Origin of the sequence: Psychrobacillus sp. L4 (assembly GCF_042944905.1) — a bacterium.
In the GTDB taxonomy this organism is placed as follows: Bacteria; Bacillota; Bacilli; order Bacillales_A; family Planococcaceae; genus Psychrobacillus.
The window spans coordinates 820,611-835,880 of record NZ_CP168496.1 but is presented as its reverse complement, the minus strand read 5'-3'; the positions used below and the strand labels follow the sequence as shown (position 1 = coordinate 835,880).

Genomic DNA, 15,270 nt, shown 5'->3' with positions numbered 1-15,270 from the left:
CATGCGAAGACATAACCTTATGTAGGTAACCCTGCCATTAAAGTATAATCTTAGGGGCATGTTTAGAACATTTATAACAATTCAATTTTATTATTGCTTTAGAATGGAGTTGAACAAAAGAATAATCTACAGTTGAGTGAGCAGTAGAACAGAACGAGCCCTTATTTAGGATTTAGTTCTTCTCACTAGCGTCGCATCAAAATAATTCATCACCATAATTTAATCTGAAATTTCTGTAATTTTATTTTTCCATAAAAAAATCCTTTATAATGGTTTGGTGGTAGTAACCTATCCAAATCCATTAAAAAGGATCAATCTCATGGATAAGATTACACGAAAAACATCATTTGAACAATGGTTTTCACCGATTTCCAACAAATTATTAGAAAACCAAGTGAAAAATCTACATTTAGACTACTATACAAAGAAGCTTCACATGGCTTCGTTTATGAAATTACTGTTATTTGCACAACTTCATGAAACAGAGAGTTTACGCGCTTTAAGTGACTGTGTATTTTCAGAGGAACTGCAGCATGTAACGAACCTAGATTCCATCAGTTTTTCTCAACTAGGCCGTCGTTTAAATCAAGTACCGACCGATTTCTTTCAATCTATACTTCTTGATTTAGTTGCTCAAATTCACAACAAGACAGACTTTCAAACAAGACGAAAAACAACCACGCCACTCAAAATCATTGACTCGAGCACCTTACCGTTAAATTTAACGAATCACAAGTGGGCGAAATTCCGAAAAACAAAATCGGGCGTCAAACTTCACTTACGGCTTGTGTTCATGGAAAAAGGGTGTTCCTATCCGGATAAAGCCGTCCTAACGAATGCGATAGAACATGATCGTGGTCAATTGGAAGTACTCGTTGATGACAAGGAATGCATGTACGTATTTGACCGTGGTTACCTGGATTACGAACGTTTTGACGGCATGACAGATGAAGGCTATTTCTTCGTCTCCCGCTTGCGTAAAAACGCCGTCATACGTGTACTTGAAACGTTCAGATTACCTGAAGATTCATCTGTTATATCAGATGAAATGGTGGTCATTGGTACGATCCAGAATCGTGCTGAAAACGTGTTTCGTTTAATCAAAGTTCTCGATTCCAAAGGGAATGAGCTTCATTTACTAACCAATCGCTTTGATTTGAGTGCAGATGAAATCGCTGAATTGTACAAATCACGCTGGGCGATCGAGTTATTCTTTAAATGGATGAAACAACATCTGAACATTAAAAAGTTCTACGGTTGCAGTGAGCAAGCCGTACACAACCAAGTGTACATCGCAATGATTGTTTACTGTCTAAATGTACTCGCTCAGTTAAATACCCAAAGTAAGCGAACGTACTTACAAATTAGTAGATACTTAAAAGCAGCTTTATGGAAACCAGCAAAAATCTGGTTGCGTAAAATCACAGGGAGTACTGTCCCATAAAGTTAGCTAATCTCTGTCGCACCAGTCTTAGGTTATAGTCAAAAAATGGATGTTTACTACCTCTACTTGAGTGTCTTCGTTTTTAATTAAAACCAAGAAAAATAAAAAACGGAACATTCAGAACTCATTTATGCGACGCTAGTGAGTTCTTCTATATAATCCTTATTAAACTTTATTCTTCTCCAGCAAATTTAATAGCTGTTTGGATAATTCTCCAATAAAATCATCCGTTTTAATCAATTCATTCTCATTCCCTCGAAGATATCCATATTCTAAAATACGCTTGAATTCTTCTTGTAATTCTTCTGAAGTCATGCAACCATACCCTCCTACGTTTTTCACTACAGGTTGTATCAATTAATAATTAATGAACTTTCAGTATATTGTAATACAGAGTCATTAAATATAATGTCGAAACTAGTCGTAATCTATGAATTTAATATTAAATTTGATACAAAAGGATCTGAGCTGAATAAAGACTTGAAAAAGTGATGCGTGTGCTATTTAATAGAGACGGTTAAAACTGGCCCCTGTGTTAGGGAGATTTCGTGCTACTCTGACAATTCGCTATGATTTTAGGAGAGAAGTTAACCATTCAATTACAAGTGGTTCCCCCTCTGTTTCAAGCCCCTTTTCCTTTTTTAGATCATGTATTCTAGATAATATTTAATAGTGAATTGTAGTTTATTGTCAGAATAGTGTAGAATTGTTTCTGTCACAGTTTGGTCGACCCCCTTATAATGGACACATAGAGTGTTATAATTGTGTAAATACAACCATCTGAGAGGGGCATGATCATGAACATTCGTAAGAAAACAAAAAAACGTCAACTCACATATGAACAAAAGTTATTTGCAGTAAATGAAGTACGTCTGAATAAACGTAACAGGCAAGATGTCGCGGACGAACTGGAAATTCATATTAATTCATTGACAGGGTGGCTGAAACTTTACAGAGAACATGGTGAAGATGCACTTCTCTCACACTATGAGAAATCAGATTTGATTGAACACACTGCAGAACTAAATAGATTAAGAGATATAGAAAAGAAGTACAAGGAGCAATTGATACAAAATGAAATCTTAAAAAAGTTCCAGGCCTTTCTCAAGGAGAACGAAAAAAGAAGTGCTTCGAAGCCATTACGGCCTTGAGAAAGGATTATCCAGTAACTACACTTTGTAAAACATTAAAAGTATCAACCAGTGGATATTACAACTATATGGCACAACCTCAAAAGTCTCTTTCTGAGCGGGATCAAATCGATATTACGGTCATCCAAAGCTTATATGATTTTACTGGTGGCACCATTGGCGTGAAAAGAATTGCTGGTGAACTGAAAGCTAACCACGATCATGTAATTAATCACAAGCGTGTACAGCGATTAATGAATGAGATGAATATTAAATCTAAAATTCGAGTTAAGAAGTACTTCCAATCTAAGAAAGATGCACAATCTGACTGGGTATATCCAAACCTTCTTAATAGAGATTTTGATGCTTCGCTGCCCAATCGTAAATGGGTTACCGATCTATCTGAGATTACAGTGGAAGAAGATAAATTTTACGTTTCTGCAATCATGGATCTTTGTAATCGAGAAATTATTGCATTTGAAATGAGCGATAGTCCAACTGCAAACCTGGTAGAAACTACTGTTAAACAAGCAATGAAAACTAGAAAGTTGCCCGACTTAACAAACGTCATCATTCACTCTGATCAAGGAAGTGTCTATAAGTCTTTTAAGTATAAAAATCTTGCCAAGAAACTTCACTTTTCACCAAGTATGTCTCGGAAGGCAAACTGCTGGGATAACGCTGTAATTGAGAGCTTTTTTTCGCAATTAAAGACAGAATTCCCGCACTTGTATGCGACAGATAATGCCAAACAGGTAAAGAAAGATTTACTCTTATACATTGCATATTTTAACCAAAACCGTGGTCAAAAAAGACTGGGTTATTTAAGTCCAACTGCTTATTTAAAGTTAAAACATTCAGCTAGCTAATGCACAATTCTACACTGTCCATAAAATAGGGGCTAGACTACAGGGATGCGTTTTTTACACGGGGACACTTCACCTATATAAAACTTGATAACATTGGTCGATTTGTACTCGCAATTCTTCCGATACACGATCATATAAAACTAAGTCAATTTTCAAAAGTGTATCTAACTCATTCTCTATTTGTTCCGTTAGCAATAGCCAATCCTTTTGCGGTATGTTAGGTGCTTTAATCGCTATGTCAATATCGGATAAATGATTACAATCACCATGAGCACGAGAACCAAATAACAATACGGATTCAATTTCGGGATATCTGCTCGCTATTCCCCTTAACTGATTTAAAAGCAACTCATTCATTGTTATCTAATTCCTTCATATACTGTCGTTCTAAGTTTTGAAAGGTTGTTTTCATTTCCGGAAAATAGCGGATGATGTTCTGTAGAATATTCCTAGCCATGTCTTCATCATATGCATGTGAAGTTTCATTCCGATCTTTCAGCATTTGTAGCCAAGCTTGCTCATTTTGAAGCCATCCCACTTGATAAGCTTCTTTCAACGTTTCTCTCGGTGTTTTTGCTTCAATTCCTTCGCTAAGTAATAATCTTTTTAACATTTTCCAATAGATTTCAATCGTAAATTCAAACCGTTGAATTGTTCCATCCACAATTAGGCTATTCTCTTGATTTTCATTTAACGCTTCTTCCAGGCGACCTAAAGCCTTCTTTAAGTTGGTGAAGCTTTGTCTTAATTTACGGTTTTCCTCTTCCATCGAACCTTCCCCCTATCACAGTGCTATTACCTGATATTATACCATTAGTTAAGGGTTTCAGGGGTATAGTACAGAGGTTTCTGCTTCTGCACCTTATCAATACTTTTCATAAGGACTGTATATAAAGGTTATCCTCTTGCTTATTACGTAACACTGAATTGTAGTCTATTGTCAGAATAGTGTAGAATTGTTTCTGACACAGGGACGCGTCACTAGTTTCTGACATAGTGGACGCGTTTTTGATTTTCAAAGAGTGCATATTGCATATTCCGCTCTTAACATGGTAATATTAATAATTATAAGTTCGATTCTCATTATTTTCAAATTTAATTTTAGGAGGCGGACAATATTAGTGCGGTACAAGGAGTCAAAAAATTACCTATCTCAATCAAACATACGGATGCCTATGAATTATTTATGAAACTAGCTGATATATCAGGAAAAATTGGTCGACTAGACGAAAAGTTTAAACGTTCCATTTTAAGAAGTGATTTTATTAATACACTTGCATTAAAGGAATCTGTTCAATCTACACGTATTGAAGGTACTCAAGTTACCTTTACAGATATGGTTGAACAGACACATAAAGCAAACCCAAAATGGGAGCATATTGAGGTTAATAATTATCAGCATGCTTTGATTTCTGGACATGAACGTATTCGGAATGGTTATCCTATTACAACTCGCCTTATATTAGAACTTCACGGTATTTTAATGGAGGGTGCTCGAGGTACAAACGTTGCACGTGGGGAGTTTCGTAAAATTCAAAACTTCATCGGTCCAACAAACAAAATAGAAGATGCCTTTTATATTCCTGTTGGTGCAAATGAAATTGAATCATTCATGGAGAATTGGGAAGTATATGCAAATAAACATTCCTACGGAGAGAAATTGTCAACAGAACATCTTATAAAAAATGAAATTATTTTAAATGAAGATAGTCATCCCCTCTTGAAAGTTGCCATACTGCATGCTCAATTTGAATCCATTCATCCATTCTTAGATGGAAATGGTCGTCTAGGTCGCATTTTAATAGCTCTATACATGGTGCAATCTAAACTCGTTTCTAGCCCAATTTTCTTTGTAAGTGAAGAGTTAGAAAAGCAACGTTCACGTTATTATCATTTGTTGAACGGCGTCAGAGGTCAAAATCCAGATTGGAATAGCTGGTTAAAATTCTTTTTAAGTGCTTCAGACCGCATGGCTGACAAGTTGACTGACCTACTTGATCGTGCAGAATTAGTTGCAACAGTAGGTCTTGAAAAATGTGAAAGACCAATCCAAAAGGACGTATACTTATTTACTTTTAGAGAACCTAATACAACAGCTGTTCAAGTCTCTACCCGTTTCAACATTGCAGCTTCAACAGCCCGCAATGTATTAAATGAGTTAGATGAGCTAGGATTAATTTTTAAAGATACTAGCCAAAAACGGAACATTGAGTATTATAACTACGATGTATTAGATTTATTAAATTAGATTACCTGCTTCATTCAAATAATTAAAGTAAAACAGGTATTGGACAAAAGGTTAATTTTCTTCATTAGTTCCAACAAAGGAATGCATGAGTCAAATGATGAAAGCCAATTTATATGAATTTAACTTTTATATCTCACTTTGATTTTTTTTCTAACACAGGGACGCGTCACGCCATTACAATGATGACCGTGGGGACTTGTCACTCAATGGTGGTCGCGTCACTGAAGTGAACGAATTTTTATTGAATTTTTGTTTATACTAATTTATAATGGACATATATTAAAAGAGAGAAGCGCTCTAACGCTCCTCTCTTGCAACCTCTACCGTCAGGGTGGTGGTTGTCAAACTAATTTATTTACGTTGAGAACCACCCTTATGCTTACGACGGCTCGTGGTGGTTTTCTTTTTGTTTACTAATAAGTTTTTCCGAAAGAAAAATGCACTTGTTTCGCGCACAACACCTTTCAGAATTTCTCGTAGAATTACAAGAAATGTTTCCATGATTATCACCTCCTTTCCATTAAGGAAAGAAGCACGACAACCAACCACCCATCCAATATTTAGTTGCACTATTATTTTATCATAATAACGATAGACTGAATGCTTTCCTCTCAAAAACTAAAATTGTCTACAATGAATCCTATGAAATTTATCAAATATAAGCGAAAAATAACGCCTAGCTGTTTTGAAGTAGATGTTATTTAGTGCTTGCTTATTTAACAGTAAATCGTCTGAATAGTTTGGAATTGTTTCTGACACCACTAGCGTTGCATAGTTTCAAAAATCAGTAAAAAATAGAATAAATTTAAAATAAATTTTTGAAATAATACTTGAATAAACACCAAAAAACTCCTAATGTAGGTAAGGAAACGACAACTAAATCAGTTCCCTACACAATCAAAAGGAGTTCAACCATGAAAAGTGTACACAAAGATTTAGTCTTTCGTCAATATTTATCTAATTTACCTACCAATGTTTTAGCTTGTCCACTTATGAACTATGATGCAAAGAAACTCACGGACTTTTCTTTGGTAAAAATATTTATTCTGGCAAACCTCTGTAAGTGGGATAGTCAAAGGAAAATTGAAACCGGTCTTTATTCAAAACCCAAGTTTTTAGAAGAACTCGGAGTAGAATCGATCAGTCACTCGACAATTGGGAGACGATTAGCGAATCTGAATACGGTCCATTTAGCAGACCTTCTAGGACGTTTGGCTGCACATTATTGGCGGTTAAAAAGGGATGCTAAAGGGTTGAATGCCAATGTAGACCTCCTTCGAATCATTGATGGTACCTATATCAAGCTGCCAAATAACGCTGCGAATTGGACCGCAATTTCTAAAGATTCCTGCGGAATAAAATTACATGTCCGTATAGCCGTCGCTTCGTCCGACAGTGTTTTTCCAGAAAAGATGATTCCATCCACTGGAAATGTGGCGGATTCTGATGCGGTAAATCACACCATCGATGCGGATGGTGCATTATATGTAATGGATCGAGGATATGCCCACAAAACAAAAATGGGTGGTTGGCTACAAAGAAATATCCATTTTCTTGTTCGAGTAAGAAAGACTTTTCGAATGGAAACATTACGATCCTATACGCCTACAAATCCGAGCGTTAGGAAAAATGAAAAGGTATCCATACTAACCCGTGAGGAGCCTCTCCGCTATATCGAATTTATAGACGATAAAGGAACTGTATTTCATTTGATTACAAATCGTCTCGATTTGTCCGAGGACGAGATTTTAGAAGCCTATAAAAATCGTTGGTATGTGGAGCTTTTCTTCAAGTGGCTCAAACAGCACGTCAAGGTAAACCATTTGTTCAGCGAATCTCCTATTGGTATCTGGAACCAAATGTTTATCGCCTTAATAACGGTTGCGTTAACGGAAATTATGCGGCTTACCTACCAACCAACGAAAACGCTTTGGACATTTTTTAGTACGATACAGGAGTTCAAACTGAACAAAATGAAGGAACTTTTACAGCACTTCAATCGGAAACTTAGAAAGAGCAAAGGGCGTCAGAAAGTCCCGATACCAAAACCTAAAACAATCCAATACGGAGAAGATTTTGCCATTGTCAGTCCAATCACAAGTGAACATTTTGTCAAAAAAGAAAAGAAGAAAAAAGCATTAGAAAAAAAGAAACAGCAAGATCAAACTTAATAGTAAAAAAAAGGGAACTGATTTACCATTGGAAACCTGTTCTCTTTTTTATTTTTTCGTATCCTAACTTACTGTAAATATATTGATTATATAAATATATTTGTAACTCTTGCAACGCTAGTGTTCTGACACAGTGGACGCGTTTTTCAAATACGAAAGCAGAATGCACAACTTTTAGAAAAGAAAGCCGCTGAAGATGAAATTTCAGCCGCTCTAATACTTTCCCTATATCATTAACATTCTTTTGAAATTGTTCTAACAGTATCCCCTCTTCATGATCTTAAGATTAAATCGTAGGGAATTGTCAGAATTGTTTCGGACACAGGGACACGACAAAATTTTCGCTGTGAACAGGAAGGGGTTTTCTGATATAATTAAACAAATACTACCTGGATATAAGGGGTGCAACCAAGTAATGGAAAAAGTCATAGAAATACTACAAGCTATTCAAGCCGAACAAAAAGAATTTCGCATGGAAATGAATGAACGCTTAGAAACGATAGAAAAATATGCAATTAAGAACGGTGAAAAATTGGACAACAATCGCGATCACACAAGTAAAAAAATGAGCTTTATCGAACATAAAAATCTTGAACTAGAACAACGAATATTTGAGTTAGAAAGTCGTTTCGGACAATAATAAAGTTGTTTCATCGGAAAATGTTGCCGACATAGGGATGCTTCAAAATATCTTTAATAAATGGCCGCATTTTGAAACTTAAATAATTCCAATAATAAGGAGGCAACCGAAAGTTTTCAATTTCGGCTGCCTTCTCCTTTTATACAACAGGAATTCTAGATAATATATAATAGTGAATTGCAGTCTATTGTCAGAATAGTTTAGAATTGTTTCTAACACAGTGGTCGACCCCCTTATAATGGACACATAGAGTGTTATAATTGTGTAAATACAACCATCTGAGAGGGGCATGATCATGAACATTCGTAAGAAAACAAAAAAACGTCAACTCACATATGAACAAAAGTTATTTGCAGTAAATGAAGTACGTCTGAATAAACGTAACAGGCAAGATGTCGCGGACGAACTGGAAATTCATATTAATTCATTGACAGGGTGGCTGAAACTTTACAGAGAACATGGTGAAGATGCACTTCTCTCACACTATGAGAAATCAGATTTGATTGAACACACTGCAGAACTAAATAGATTAAGAGATATAGAAAAGAAGTACAAGGAGCAATTGATACAAAATGAAATCTTAAAAAAGTTCCAGGCCTTTCTCAAGGAGAACGAAAAAAGAAGTGCTTCGAAGCCATTACGGCCTTGAGAAAGGATTATCCAGTAACTACACTTTGTAAAACATTAAAAGTATCAACCAGTGGATATTACAACTATATGGCACAACCTCAAAAGTCTCTTTCTGAGCGGGATCAAATCGATATTACGGTCATCCAAAGCTTATATGATTTTACTGGTGGCACCATTGGCGTGAAAAGAATTGCTGGTGAACTGAAAGCTAACCACGATCATGTAATTAATCACAAGCGTGTACAGCGATTAATGAATGAGATGAATATTAAATCTAAAATTCGAGTTAAGAAGTACTTCCAATCTAAGAAAGATGCACAATCTGACTGGGTATATCCAAACCTTCTTAATAGAGATTTTGATGCTTCGCTGCCCAATCGTAAATGGGTTACCGATCTATCTGAGATTACAGTGGAAGAAGATAAATTTTACGTTTCTGCAATCATGGATCTTTGTAATCGAGAAATTATTGCATTTGAAATGAGCGATAGTCCAACTGCAAACCTGGTAGAAACTACTGTTAAACAAGCAATGAAAACTAGAAAGTTGCCCGACTTAACAAACGTCATCATTCACTCTGATCAAGGAAGTGTCTATAAGTCTTTTAAGTATAAAAATCTTGCCAAGAAACTTCACTTTTCACCAAGTATGTCTCGGAAGGCAAACTGCTGGGATAACGCTGTAATTGAGAGCTTTTTTTCGCAATTAAAGACAGAATTCCCGCACTTGTATGCGACAGATAATGCCAAACAGGTAAAGAAAGATTTACTCTTATACATTGCATATTTTAACCAAAACCGTGGTCAAAAAAGACTGGGTTATTTAAGTCCAACTGCTTATTTAAAGTTAAAACATTCAGCTAGCTAATGCACAATTCTACACTGTCCATAAAATAGGGGCTAGACTACAGGGACGGGTTTTACAGGGACGGGTTTTAAAAATAAAACTGAAAAACTGTTGATTTTAAAGGATCCTGTACATACTATACAAAAAGGATATTTTTGTGCATAATAATGTACAAATAATATCCAATTAGTTATAATGAGGAGGACAAAATGATCGAAAAAGAAGAGAAGGTGGAAAAAATGCCGATAGCTGCTGATTATAAGGTTGCTGATTTGGAACGTGAAATGCCAAACCCTAATCGTGTTGCTTTATCTAAAATTCGTGACACGAAAGAGTGGATTCCACTTTTAGAACAGTATAGTACAATTGAAGTTATTTCTGGCGTTGACACAGTCGCCCAAATTAGTGTTCCCAATTTGGTACCTAGTCTAATTAAACAGATAAAATTATTAGAACAAGAACTAATGGATGTTCAACTAAATAATTTATATAGTCATCGAGTTCAAGAAACGCAACCGTTAACTGGAGATAAGTTAGCATTAGCTGCATCGGATTACTTAGACGAACTGTTAGATACCAGAGGTTCCCAAGTGAATGATTGATCGTGCATTATTAAAACAAACAATTAAGGAAATTGCATCAATTGAAGGAATTCAAATGGATCCTAATCATTTAGCTTTAGATGTTTTAGCTCTTTCCGAGGTGTTTAAAGAGAATGAATCACAGTTTAAGAATGTCATAAATTCATTGAAGACTGCTATTTATGACGTTATAAATAATGATCGTATAGGGGAAGATTTGAAATTTAATCTTGAAGGTTGGAAATCTTATCACTTTTCAAGTCCTTATCCGAAATTTCAAGGTGAAGAAGATATGAGAATGGTCTACCAACCAATTTCTCATATTTTGATACTCGCTTTTGGGCATCGATACATCACTTCAGATTTTTATCAGCGATTCCAAACTAGAATATAGCTAATATAGGTTGTAGGGTTAGTTAATACTTGCCCTGCATTCTAATTCAACTTTTTGCATCGACTTTATAAGGTTTAAGTTATGAAAAAGGCAATACATTTTAAAATATATTCATTAAGCAGCCGAAGACACAATTTCGACTGCTTTTTCCTTTTCTGGCACATGTATGCTAGATAATATTCGATAGTGAATTGTATTAAATTGTCAGAATAGTGTAGAGTTGTTTCTAACGCAGGGACGCGTTTTTCAAGACGGAATTCCCGCACCTGTTTGCGACAGATAATGCCAAACAGGTAAAGAAAGATTTACTCTTATACATTGCATATTTTAACGAAAATCGTGGTCAAAAAAGACTGGGTTATTTAAGTCCAGCTGCTTATTTAAAGTTAAAACATTCAGCTAGCTAATGCACAATTCTACACTGTCCATAAAATAGGGGCTAGACTACAGGGACGGCTATTGAATAGTCTATTGTGGTTCAGGAATAATTCTGAAACAGGGACCCTTATCTTTGCGACTTTGGCATTTCCGCCATACTTCTAATTCTTTCGTTTCTAGGTTCAAGTGTTTTATACTATCTCTATCCATATCAGAATCAGTATGCTTTAATGAAACTAATACTGAACCAGGTACATAATATCGAAAGGTAGGAATGTAAATTGGTTCAAGTTCCATAAAAACTTCATGATTACTACCATCTAAATCTGCAGACATTAGATTTAATTTGTGCGTAATTGGATCAATTTCATTTATATTAAAAAAATACAATTTGTCATTAAACACTATGGAATCATGAATATCCTTAAGTACTTGCTTGATTTCAAATGGTGGTAATAATGAAATACGATAGGTGGATTTTTTTCTATTCGCATAATGTTTTATAAATATAAAGTCTTTTGTACCATCTAGATAGATATTGTCACTATCATTAAAAATCTCATGATCTGCTGGAATATATACGTTCTTTCCAGTAATTTTGTTAAAAACAATGAGACGTCTATTGAATGGGTCATTTCCTTGGAGAGTAAATACATGTTCCGCACCACTAAATGGACTACTTGCTAAAGTAATAGATTCTAAATCATCTTGTGTGCCAGGCGATTTCGAATTATTATCCTTACTCAACTTTGCCAGTAAGTTCAACTTACCCTTTGAAGGCGTTTCATATTTTATTGAAGTACTTTTTTGAATAAATTCTCCACCGCCAACGCCATAAATTCCCCCATGATTACCTTTATAGCTGTATACTCGATACTCTTCGCCTCTTTTCAAATCACGGATTTTTATGAGAGAATTATCTTTGTCCATTTTCCATAAAACTGAATTAGAAAGAACTGTCGCTTTTCCAAGTTGTCCAATCTTTAACTCGGTCTTCCCCCACATCACTTTGGAACTCGCAGTTGCTTGATTGATATTAATAAATAGCACTGATATAAAAAGAATTAAAAAAATTGCAGAAGCTTTTTTGTACATGTATAATTTCCCCCATTCAAATCCAATACAACACCATCTGTCAAATTACCTATAATACTAACATTACTTTACACGATATTTTGCATTGATTCTACCAAATACTTTCGACATGTATCGACAATACAAAAGCCTCTCAACCCATTTTCAGGATTAAGAGGCTTCAAATATTGATTGATCTACAGAAAATTACTTCTACTGGAGAAGGTGCGAGATGGAGAAGGTAATAGAATAGACAAAGAAGAACTGCTCAATGGCACATCTGTTTTGGTTCAATTGAACTTTTTGAAAGCTATGAACTAAGAAAGTAAAATGTTAAAAAGGAAGCAATCCCAAATTCAATTGGGTTCACTTCCTTTTTGTGAAGTTTTGGAAAAAAGGTGTCGGTTTTTGTGTTTCCATCTTATTAATATTCGATAAACGTCAAAAGTGAATTGTATTCAATTTCAAGAATGGTTTGGAATTGCGTCTTACACAGGGGAGTCTCACTATTTCTAATGTCGATCTATTCTAATAAAGTCATCCATTTTTTATCGTTCAAAATATTTAATGATACTATGTTTTATGACTTCTTTTGTTTGTCTAGTAGAGGAAGCGACAGACATTTCTTTCGCTAATTCTAATAGGGCTTTCTTTGGTTTTAGTATTTAGATTTTCCACCCAATCCACCTTCAATACTAAAAAAAGCAATATTTGTTTCCTAAATGACCATGTCCAATAAATGATAATAATGAATCCCTATGTTCACCTGTTAAACTGATACTATCGTCTAACGTTTCTATATCGAGATTAGTTTCATCCTCCCCATCCACAAATTCATGTTCTTCAATAAGTTCTTCCGCTCCACACTCATTCACATATTCAGTCGGATTTGAAAGGATTCCAAAATAGCATTGGTCTTTTTCAGTGCTCGTCTTTATTTCTCCCATCGCAAGTGCATATAAATAGTCTAAATGTTGAATTACGGCTTCTGTTGTACCGTGTTCTTTAAGCAGTGGATATATCTCCATTAATCTGCTAACGTACGCTTCTTTTCCTCGATTCACTTCTCCTACACTTAGTGTGCTTAAATAGTTAATATAATCTTTTAATTCAATAAAACAAATCGCATTTTTTCCTACTGTCCAGGTAGCCATATAAATTCCCCACTTCCAAAAGTTCAAACTAACGGATATTTTAATACATGCATTCAAGCGATAATGCAGCATTATCAGTATATGCTTTACTTTCTTGAAAATTTCAATTTTTCCTATTCTTTAGCAGAGGGAACATTTTCAATCTTCCATAACCATTGCACAAATCTTTAATTCATCCATTTGTTCTTCTGTAAATTCTGGCAGTAGGCAGCATTTGTCCTTTCCATTGTAGGAGGCAATAATTTCTTCAAGAATTCCCGATTTACAAAAGGCGGTGGTGTTTTTGTTTCGTCGAAAATGGGAAAGAGCAGTATGGATACCATTCTAGTCGTTCAACAATCGGCTGTTTTGTATCAATCGGATTACGTTGTATGTAACTACTTACAACAAGTAGCCCTAATCGTGAGTTTACTTCCTTCGCAAAGTATCTTTTTTGATAAATCCTTCCGATATGACCATATCTCGTACCAAAACGTTGTAGTTCTGGTTTCTAAACAACCTTACATGTACAACCTATTCTATTTAATTATGAATTGTAGTTAATTGTCAGAATAGTTCTGAATTGTTTCTAACACGCGTTTTTTAATTCAGTGGCTTTTCTCTAAGAATTTCTCTAATAAGCTACTTGTTACAAATAAGTTTGTGAAAAGCTTGCAAGAACAATGCTTTGCAGGTTTTTAGAATCCAAATTTCATTATTAAGGTAAGTTTTTATAAGAATTGTAGTCAATTGTCAGAATAGTGTAGAATTATTTCTAACACAGGGCCGCGTTTTCAAAAAAAAGAAATAGTCAAAGTTTTTCTTTGACTATTTCTTTTTTCGTTTGGAGTACCAGGTTCTTCAAAATTCTTAATTGGACTAGAACCTGGTACTCATCACTAATTCAAACACAGTGTGTGAAAATACATCTCCGTTATAATAGTTTATTTTTGTAGCCGCCCTTCAAATAGAATCTAATCTATTTGAGAGCAAAGCTCCAAAAACAACCTCATTATATAACGGAATGTATCATTTCATTTTTAATGTGTCTAAAAAAATTGAATATTATTGTTGTTTCTTTTGAGAAATATATAATGAAATGGCCATAGTTAGAATTACGACTTCAAAGTTAATGTCAATTTGAACTGTCAGCGATATTGTTTGTGTTTCTAAAAATAATACCGATACAACTCCTAAATAGTAACACTTTTCATGTGTTATTTTTTTCATGTACGATCTCCTTTCGAAATCGACTTTAGTACACATGAAATGATACTTTATTCCTTAGCTCTACTATAATAGGTTATTTGTTATTTGTAAATTAAAAACCACTATAGGGATTTATCGGTAATTATACTTTTATTTAATAGTTTATGTATGTACTCTTGATTGCAATCAATATTTGGAGCTAATATCAAATTTAATTTTAGTCAATTGTTTCTAACACAGGGACGCGTCACTATTTTTTTTTATGGAATGATAATTTCAATGAATTTGGACATCCTAAATTCTACGGAAAAGTTGTTCGATACAAAATCAATAGCAATTGTTCCAATGTGTATTCAATGGACTCATAATCCAAAAAAGAAGCCCATTAATAAAATCTATTTAATCAGGAAGAAGCTTCAATTTTGTAACGGCATAAATGACATGCTCTCCGAATAAATTAATATGTCCAAAAAGCAGATTAATATCCACCTCTACGAATTCATCAAGCATATGTTATAATGTA

General features: G+C 34.7%; 18 protein-coding genes. 11 read left to right on the top strand and 7 right to left on the bottom strand.

The features are described from left to right. The first annotated feature begins 319 nt into the window (after positions 1 to 319). A complete protein-coding gene (locus ACEPXG_RS04015; protein WP_391207737.1) occupies positions 320 to 1,444 on the top strand; it encodes an IS4 family transposase in 1,125 nt (374 codons plus the stop codon). Positions 1,445 to 1,609: 165 nt separating this feature from the next. Here the strand turns inward: ACEPXG_RS04015 and ACEPXG_RS04010 are convergent, their stop codons facing one another. Beyond that, the gene (locus ACEPXG_RS04010; RefSeq protein WP_391207736.1) at positions 1,610 to 1,759 is read right to left on the bottom strand and encodes a hypothetical protein; all 150 of its coding nucleotides are present in this window, start codon (positions 1,757 to 1,759) and stop codon (positions 1,610 to 1,612) included. A 482-nt stretch (positions 1,760 to 2,241) separates the two neighbouring features. Here ACEPXG_RS04010 and ACEPXG_RS04005 point away from each other — a divergent pair, with 482 nt between their 5' ends. Then, a complete protein-coding gene (locus ACEPXG_RS04005; protein ID WP_391207689.1) occupies positions 2,242 to 2,595 on the top strand; it encodes a transposase in 354 nt (117 codons plus the stop codon). Then, the gene (locus ACEPXG_RS04000; protein ID WP_391209765.1) at positions 2,583 to 3,443 is read left to right on the top strand and encodes an IS3 family transposase; all 861 of its coding nucleotides are present in this window, start codon (positions 2,583 to 2,585) and stop codon (positions 3,441 to 3,443) included. The genes ACEPXG_RS04005 and ACEPXG_RS04000 overlap by 13 nt, the downstream gene beginning before the upstream one ends. Before the next feature lie 69 nt (positions 3,444 to 3,512). On the opposite strand, the gene ACEPXG_RS03995 is transcribed toward ACEPXG_RS04000, so the two are convergent. After that, positions 3,513 to 3,800, bottom strand: a complete 288-nt coding sequence (locus ACEPXG_RS03995) for a nucleotidyltransferase domain-containing protein (RefSeq protein WP_391207735.1) — start codon at positions 3,798 to 3,800, stop codon at positions 3,513 to 3,515. After that, a complete protein-coding gene (locus ACEPXG_RS03990) occupies positions 3,793 to 4,212 on the bottom strand; it encodes a nucleotidyltransferase substrate binding protein (protein WP_391207732.1) in 420 nt (139 codons plus the stop codon). Before ACEPXG_RS03990 ends, ACEPXG_RS03995 begins: the two co-directional genes overlap by 8 nt. A gap of 417 nt (positions 4,213 to 4,629) precedes the next feature. On the opposite strand from ACEPXG_RS03990, the gene ACEPXG_RS03985 reads away from it, so the two are divergent. After that, entirely contained in the window at positions 4,630 to 5,691 is a 1,062-nt protein-coding gene (locus ACEPXG_RS03985) for a Fic family protein (protein ID WP_391207730.1), read from the top strand. A 351-nt stretch (positions 5,692 to 6,042) separates the two neighbouring features. Here the strand turns inward: ACEPXG_RS03985 and ACEPXG_RS03980 are convergent, their stop codons facing one another. After that, on the bottom strand, positions 6,043 to 6,192 hold the full coding sequence (locus ACEPXG_RS03980) for a hypothetical protein (RefSeq protein ID WP_391207728.1): 150 nt from the start codon (positions 6,190 to 6,192) through the stop codon (positions 6,043 to 6,045). A gap of 413 nt (positions 6,193 to 6,605) precedes the next feature. Here ACEPXG_RS03980 and ACEPXG_RS03975 point away from each other — a divergent pair, with 413 nt between their 5' ends. The 7 genes from ACEPXG_RS03975 to ACEPXG_RS03945 all read left to right on the top strand — a co-directional run bounded on the left by ACEPXG_RS03975 (position 6,606) and on the right by ACEPXG_RS03945 (position 11,360). Continuing rightward, positions 6,606 to 7,862, top strand: coding sequence for an IS4 family transposase (locus ACEPXG_RS03975; protein WP_391207726.1), 1,257 nt, complete (start codon positions 6,606 to 6,608; stop codon positions 7,860 to 7,862). 415 nt (positions 7,863 to 8,277) lie between these two features. Further along, positions 8,278 to 8,502, top strand: a complete 225-nt coding sequence (locus tag ACEPXG_RS03970) for a hypothetical protein (RefSeq protein WP_391207725.1) — start codon at positions 8,278 to 8,280, stop codon at positions 8,500 to 8,502. Between the two features lie 295 nt (positions 8,503 to 8,797). Then, the gene (locus tag ACEPXG_RS03965) at positions 8,798 to 9,151 is read left to right on the top strand and encodes a transposase (protein ID WP_391207689.1); all 354 of its coding nucleotides are present in this window, start codon (positions 8,798 to 8,800) and stop codon (positions 9,149 to 9,151) included. Continuing rightward, positions 9,139 to 9,999 (top strand): IS3 family transposase, encoded by an 861-nt coding sequence (locus ACEPXG_RS03960; RefSeq protein WP_391209765.1) that lies wholly within the window; start codon positions 9,139 to 9,141, stop codon positions 9,997 to 9,999. Before ACEPXG_RS03965 ends, ACEPXG_RS03960 begins: the two co-directional genes overlap by 13 nt. 188 nt (positions 10,000 to 10,187) lie before the next feature. After that, positions 10,188 to 10,580, top strand: coding sequence for a hypothetical protein (locus tag ACEPXG_RS03955; protein WP_391207723.1), 393 nt, complete (start codon positions 10,188 to 10,190; stop codon positions 10,578 to 10,580). Then, positions 10,573 to 10,953 (top strand): hypothetical protein, encoded by a 381-nt coding sequence (locus ACEPXG_RS03950; protein ID WP_391207721.1) that lies wholly within the window; start codon positions 10,573 to 10,575, stop codon positions 10,951 to 10,953. Before ACEPXG_RS03955 ends, ACEPXG_RS03950 begins: the two co-directional genes overlap by 8 nt. 266 nt (positions 10,954 to 11,219) lie before the next feature. Continuing rightward, on the top strand, positions 11,220 to 11,360 hold the full coding sequence (locus ACEPXG_RS03945) for an IS3 family transposase (RefSeq protein ID WP_391209770.1): 141 nt from the start codon (positions 11,220 to 11,222) through the stop codon (positions 11,358 to 11,360). 61 nt (positions 11,361 to 11,421) lie between these two features. Here the strand turns inward: ACEPXG_RS03945 and ACEPXG_RS03940 are convergent, their stop codons facing one another. The 3 genes from ACEPXG_RS03940 to ACEPXG_RS03930 form a co-directional block, all read right to left on the bottom strand. Continuing rightward, positions 11,422 to 12,426, bottom strand: a complete 1,005-nt coding sequence (locus ACEPXG_RS03940; protein ID WP_391207719.1) for a hypothetical protein — start codon at positions 12,424 to 12,426, stop codon at positions 11,422 to 11,424. A gap of 674 nt (positions 12,427 to 13,100) precedes the next feature. Continuing rightward, a complete protein-coding gene (locus ACEPXG_RS03935) occupies positions 13,101 to 13,559 on the bottom strand; it encodes a hypothetical protein (RefSeq protein ID WP_391207717.1) in 459 nt (152 codons plus the stop codon). A 1,044-nt stretch (positions 13,560 to 14,603) separates the two neighbouring features. Further along, positions 14,604 to 14,768: a hypothetical protein gene (locus tag ACEPXG_RS03930; RefSeq protein ID WP_391207715.1), complete on the bottom strand. Its 165-nt coding sequence runs from the start codon at positions 14,766 to 14,768 to the stop codon at positions 14,604 to 14,606. Between the last annotated feature and the right edge of the window lie 502 nt (positions 14,769 to 15,270).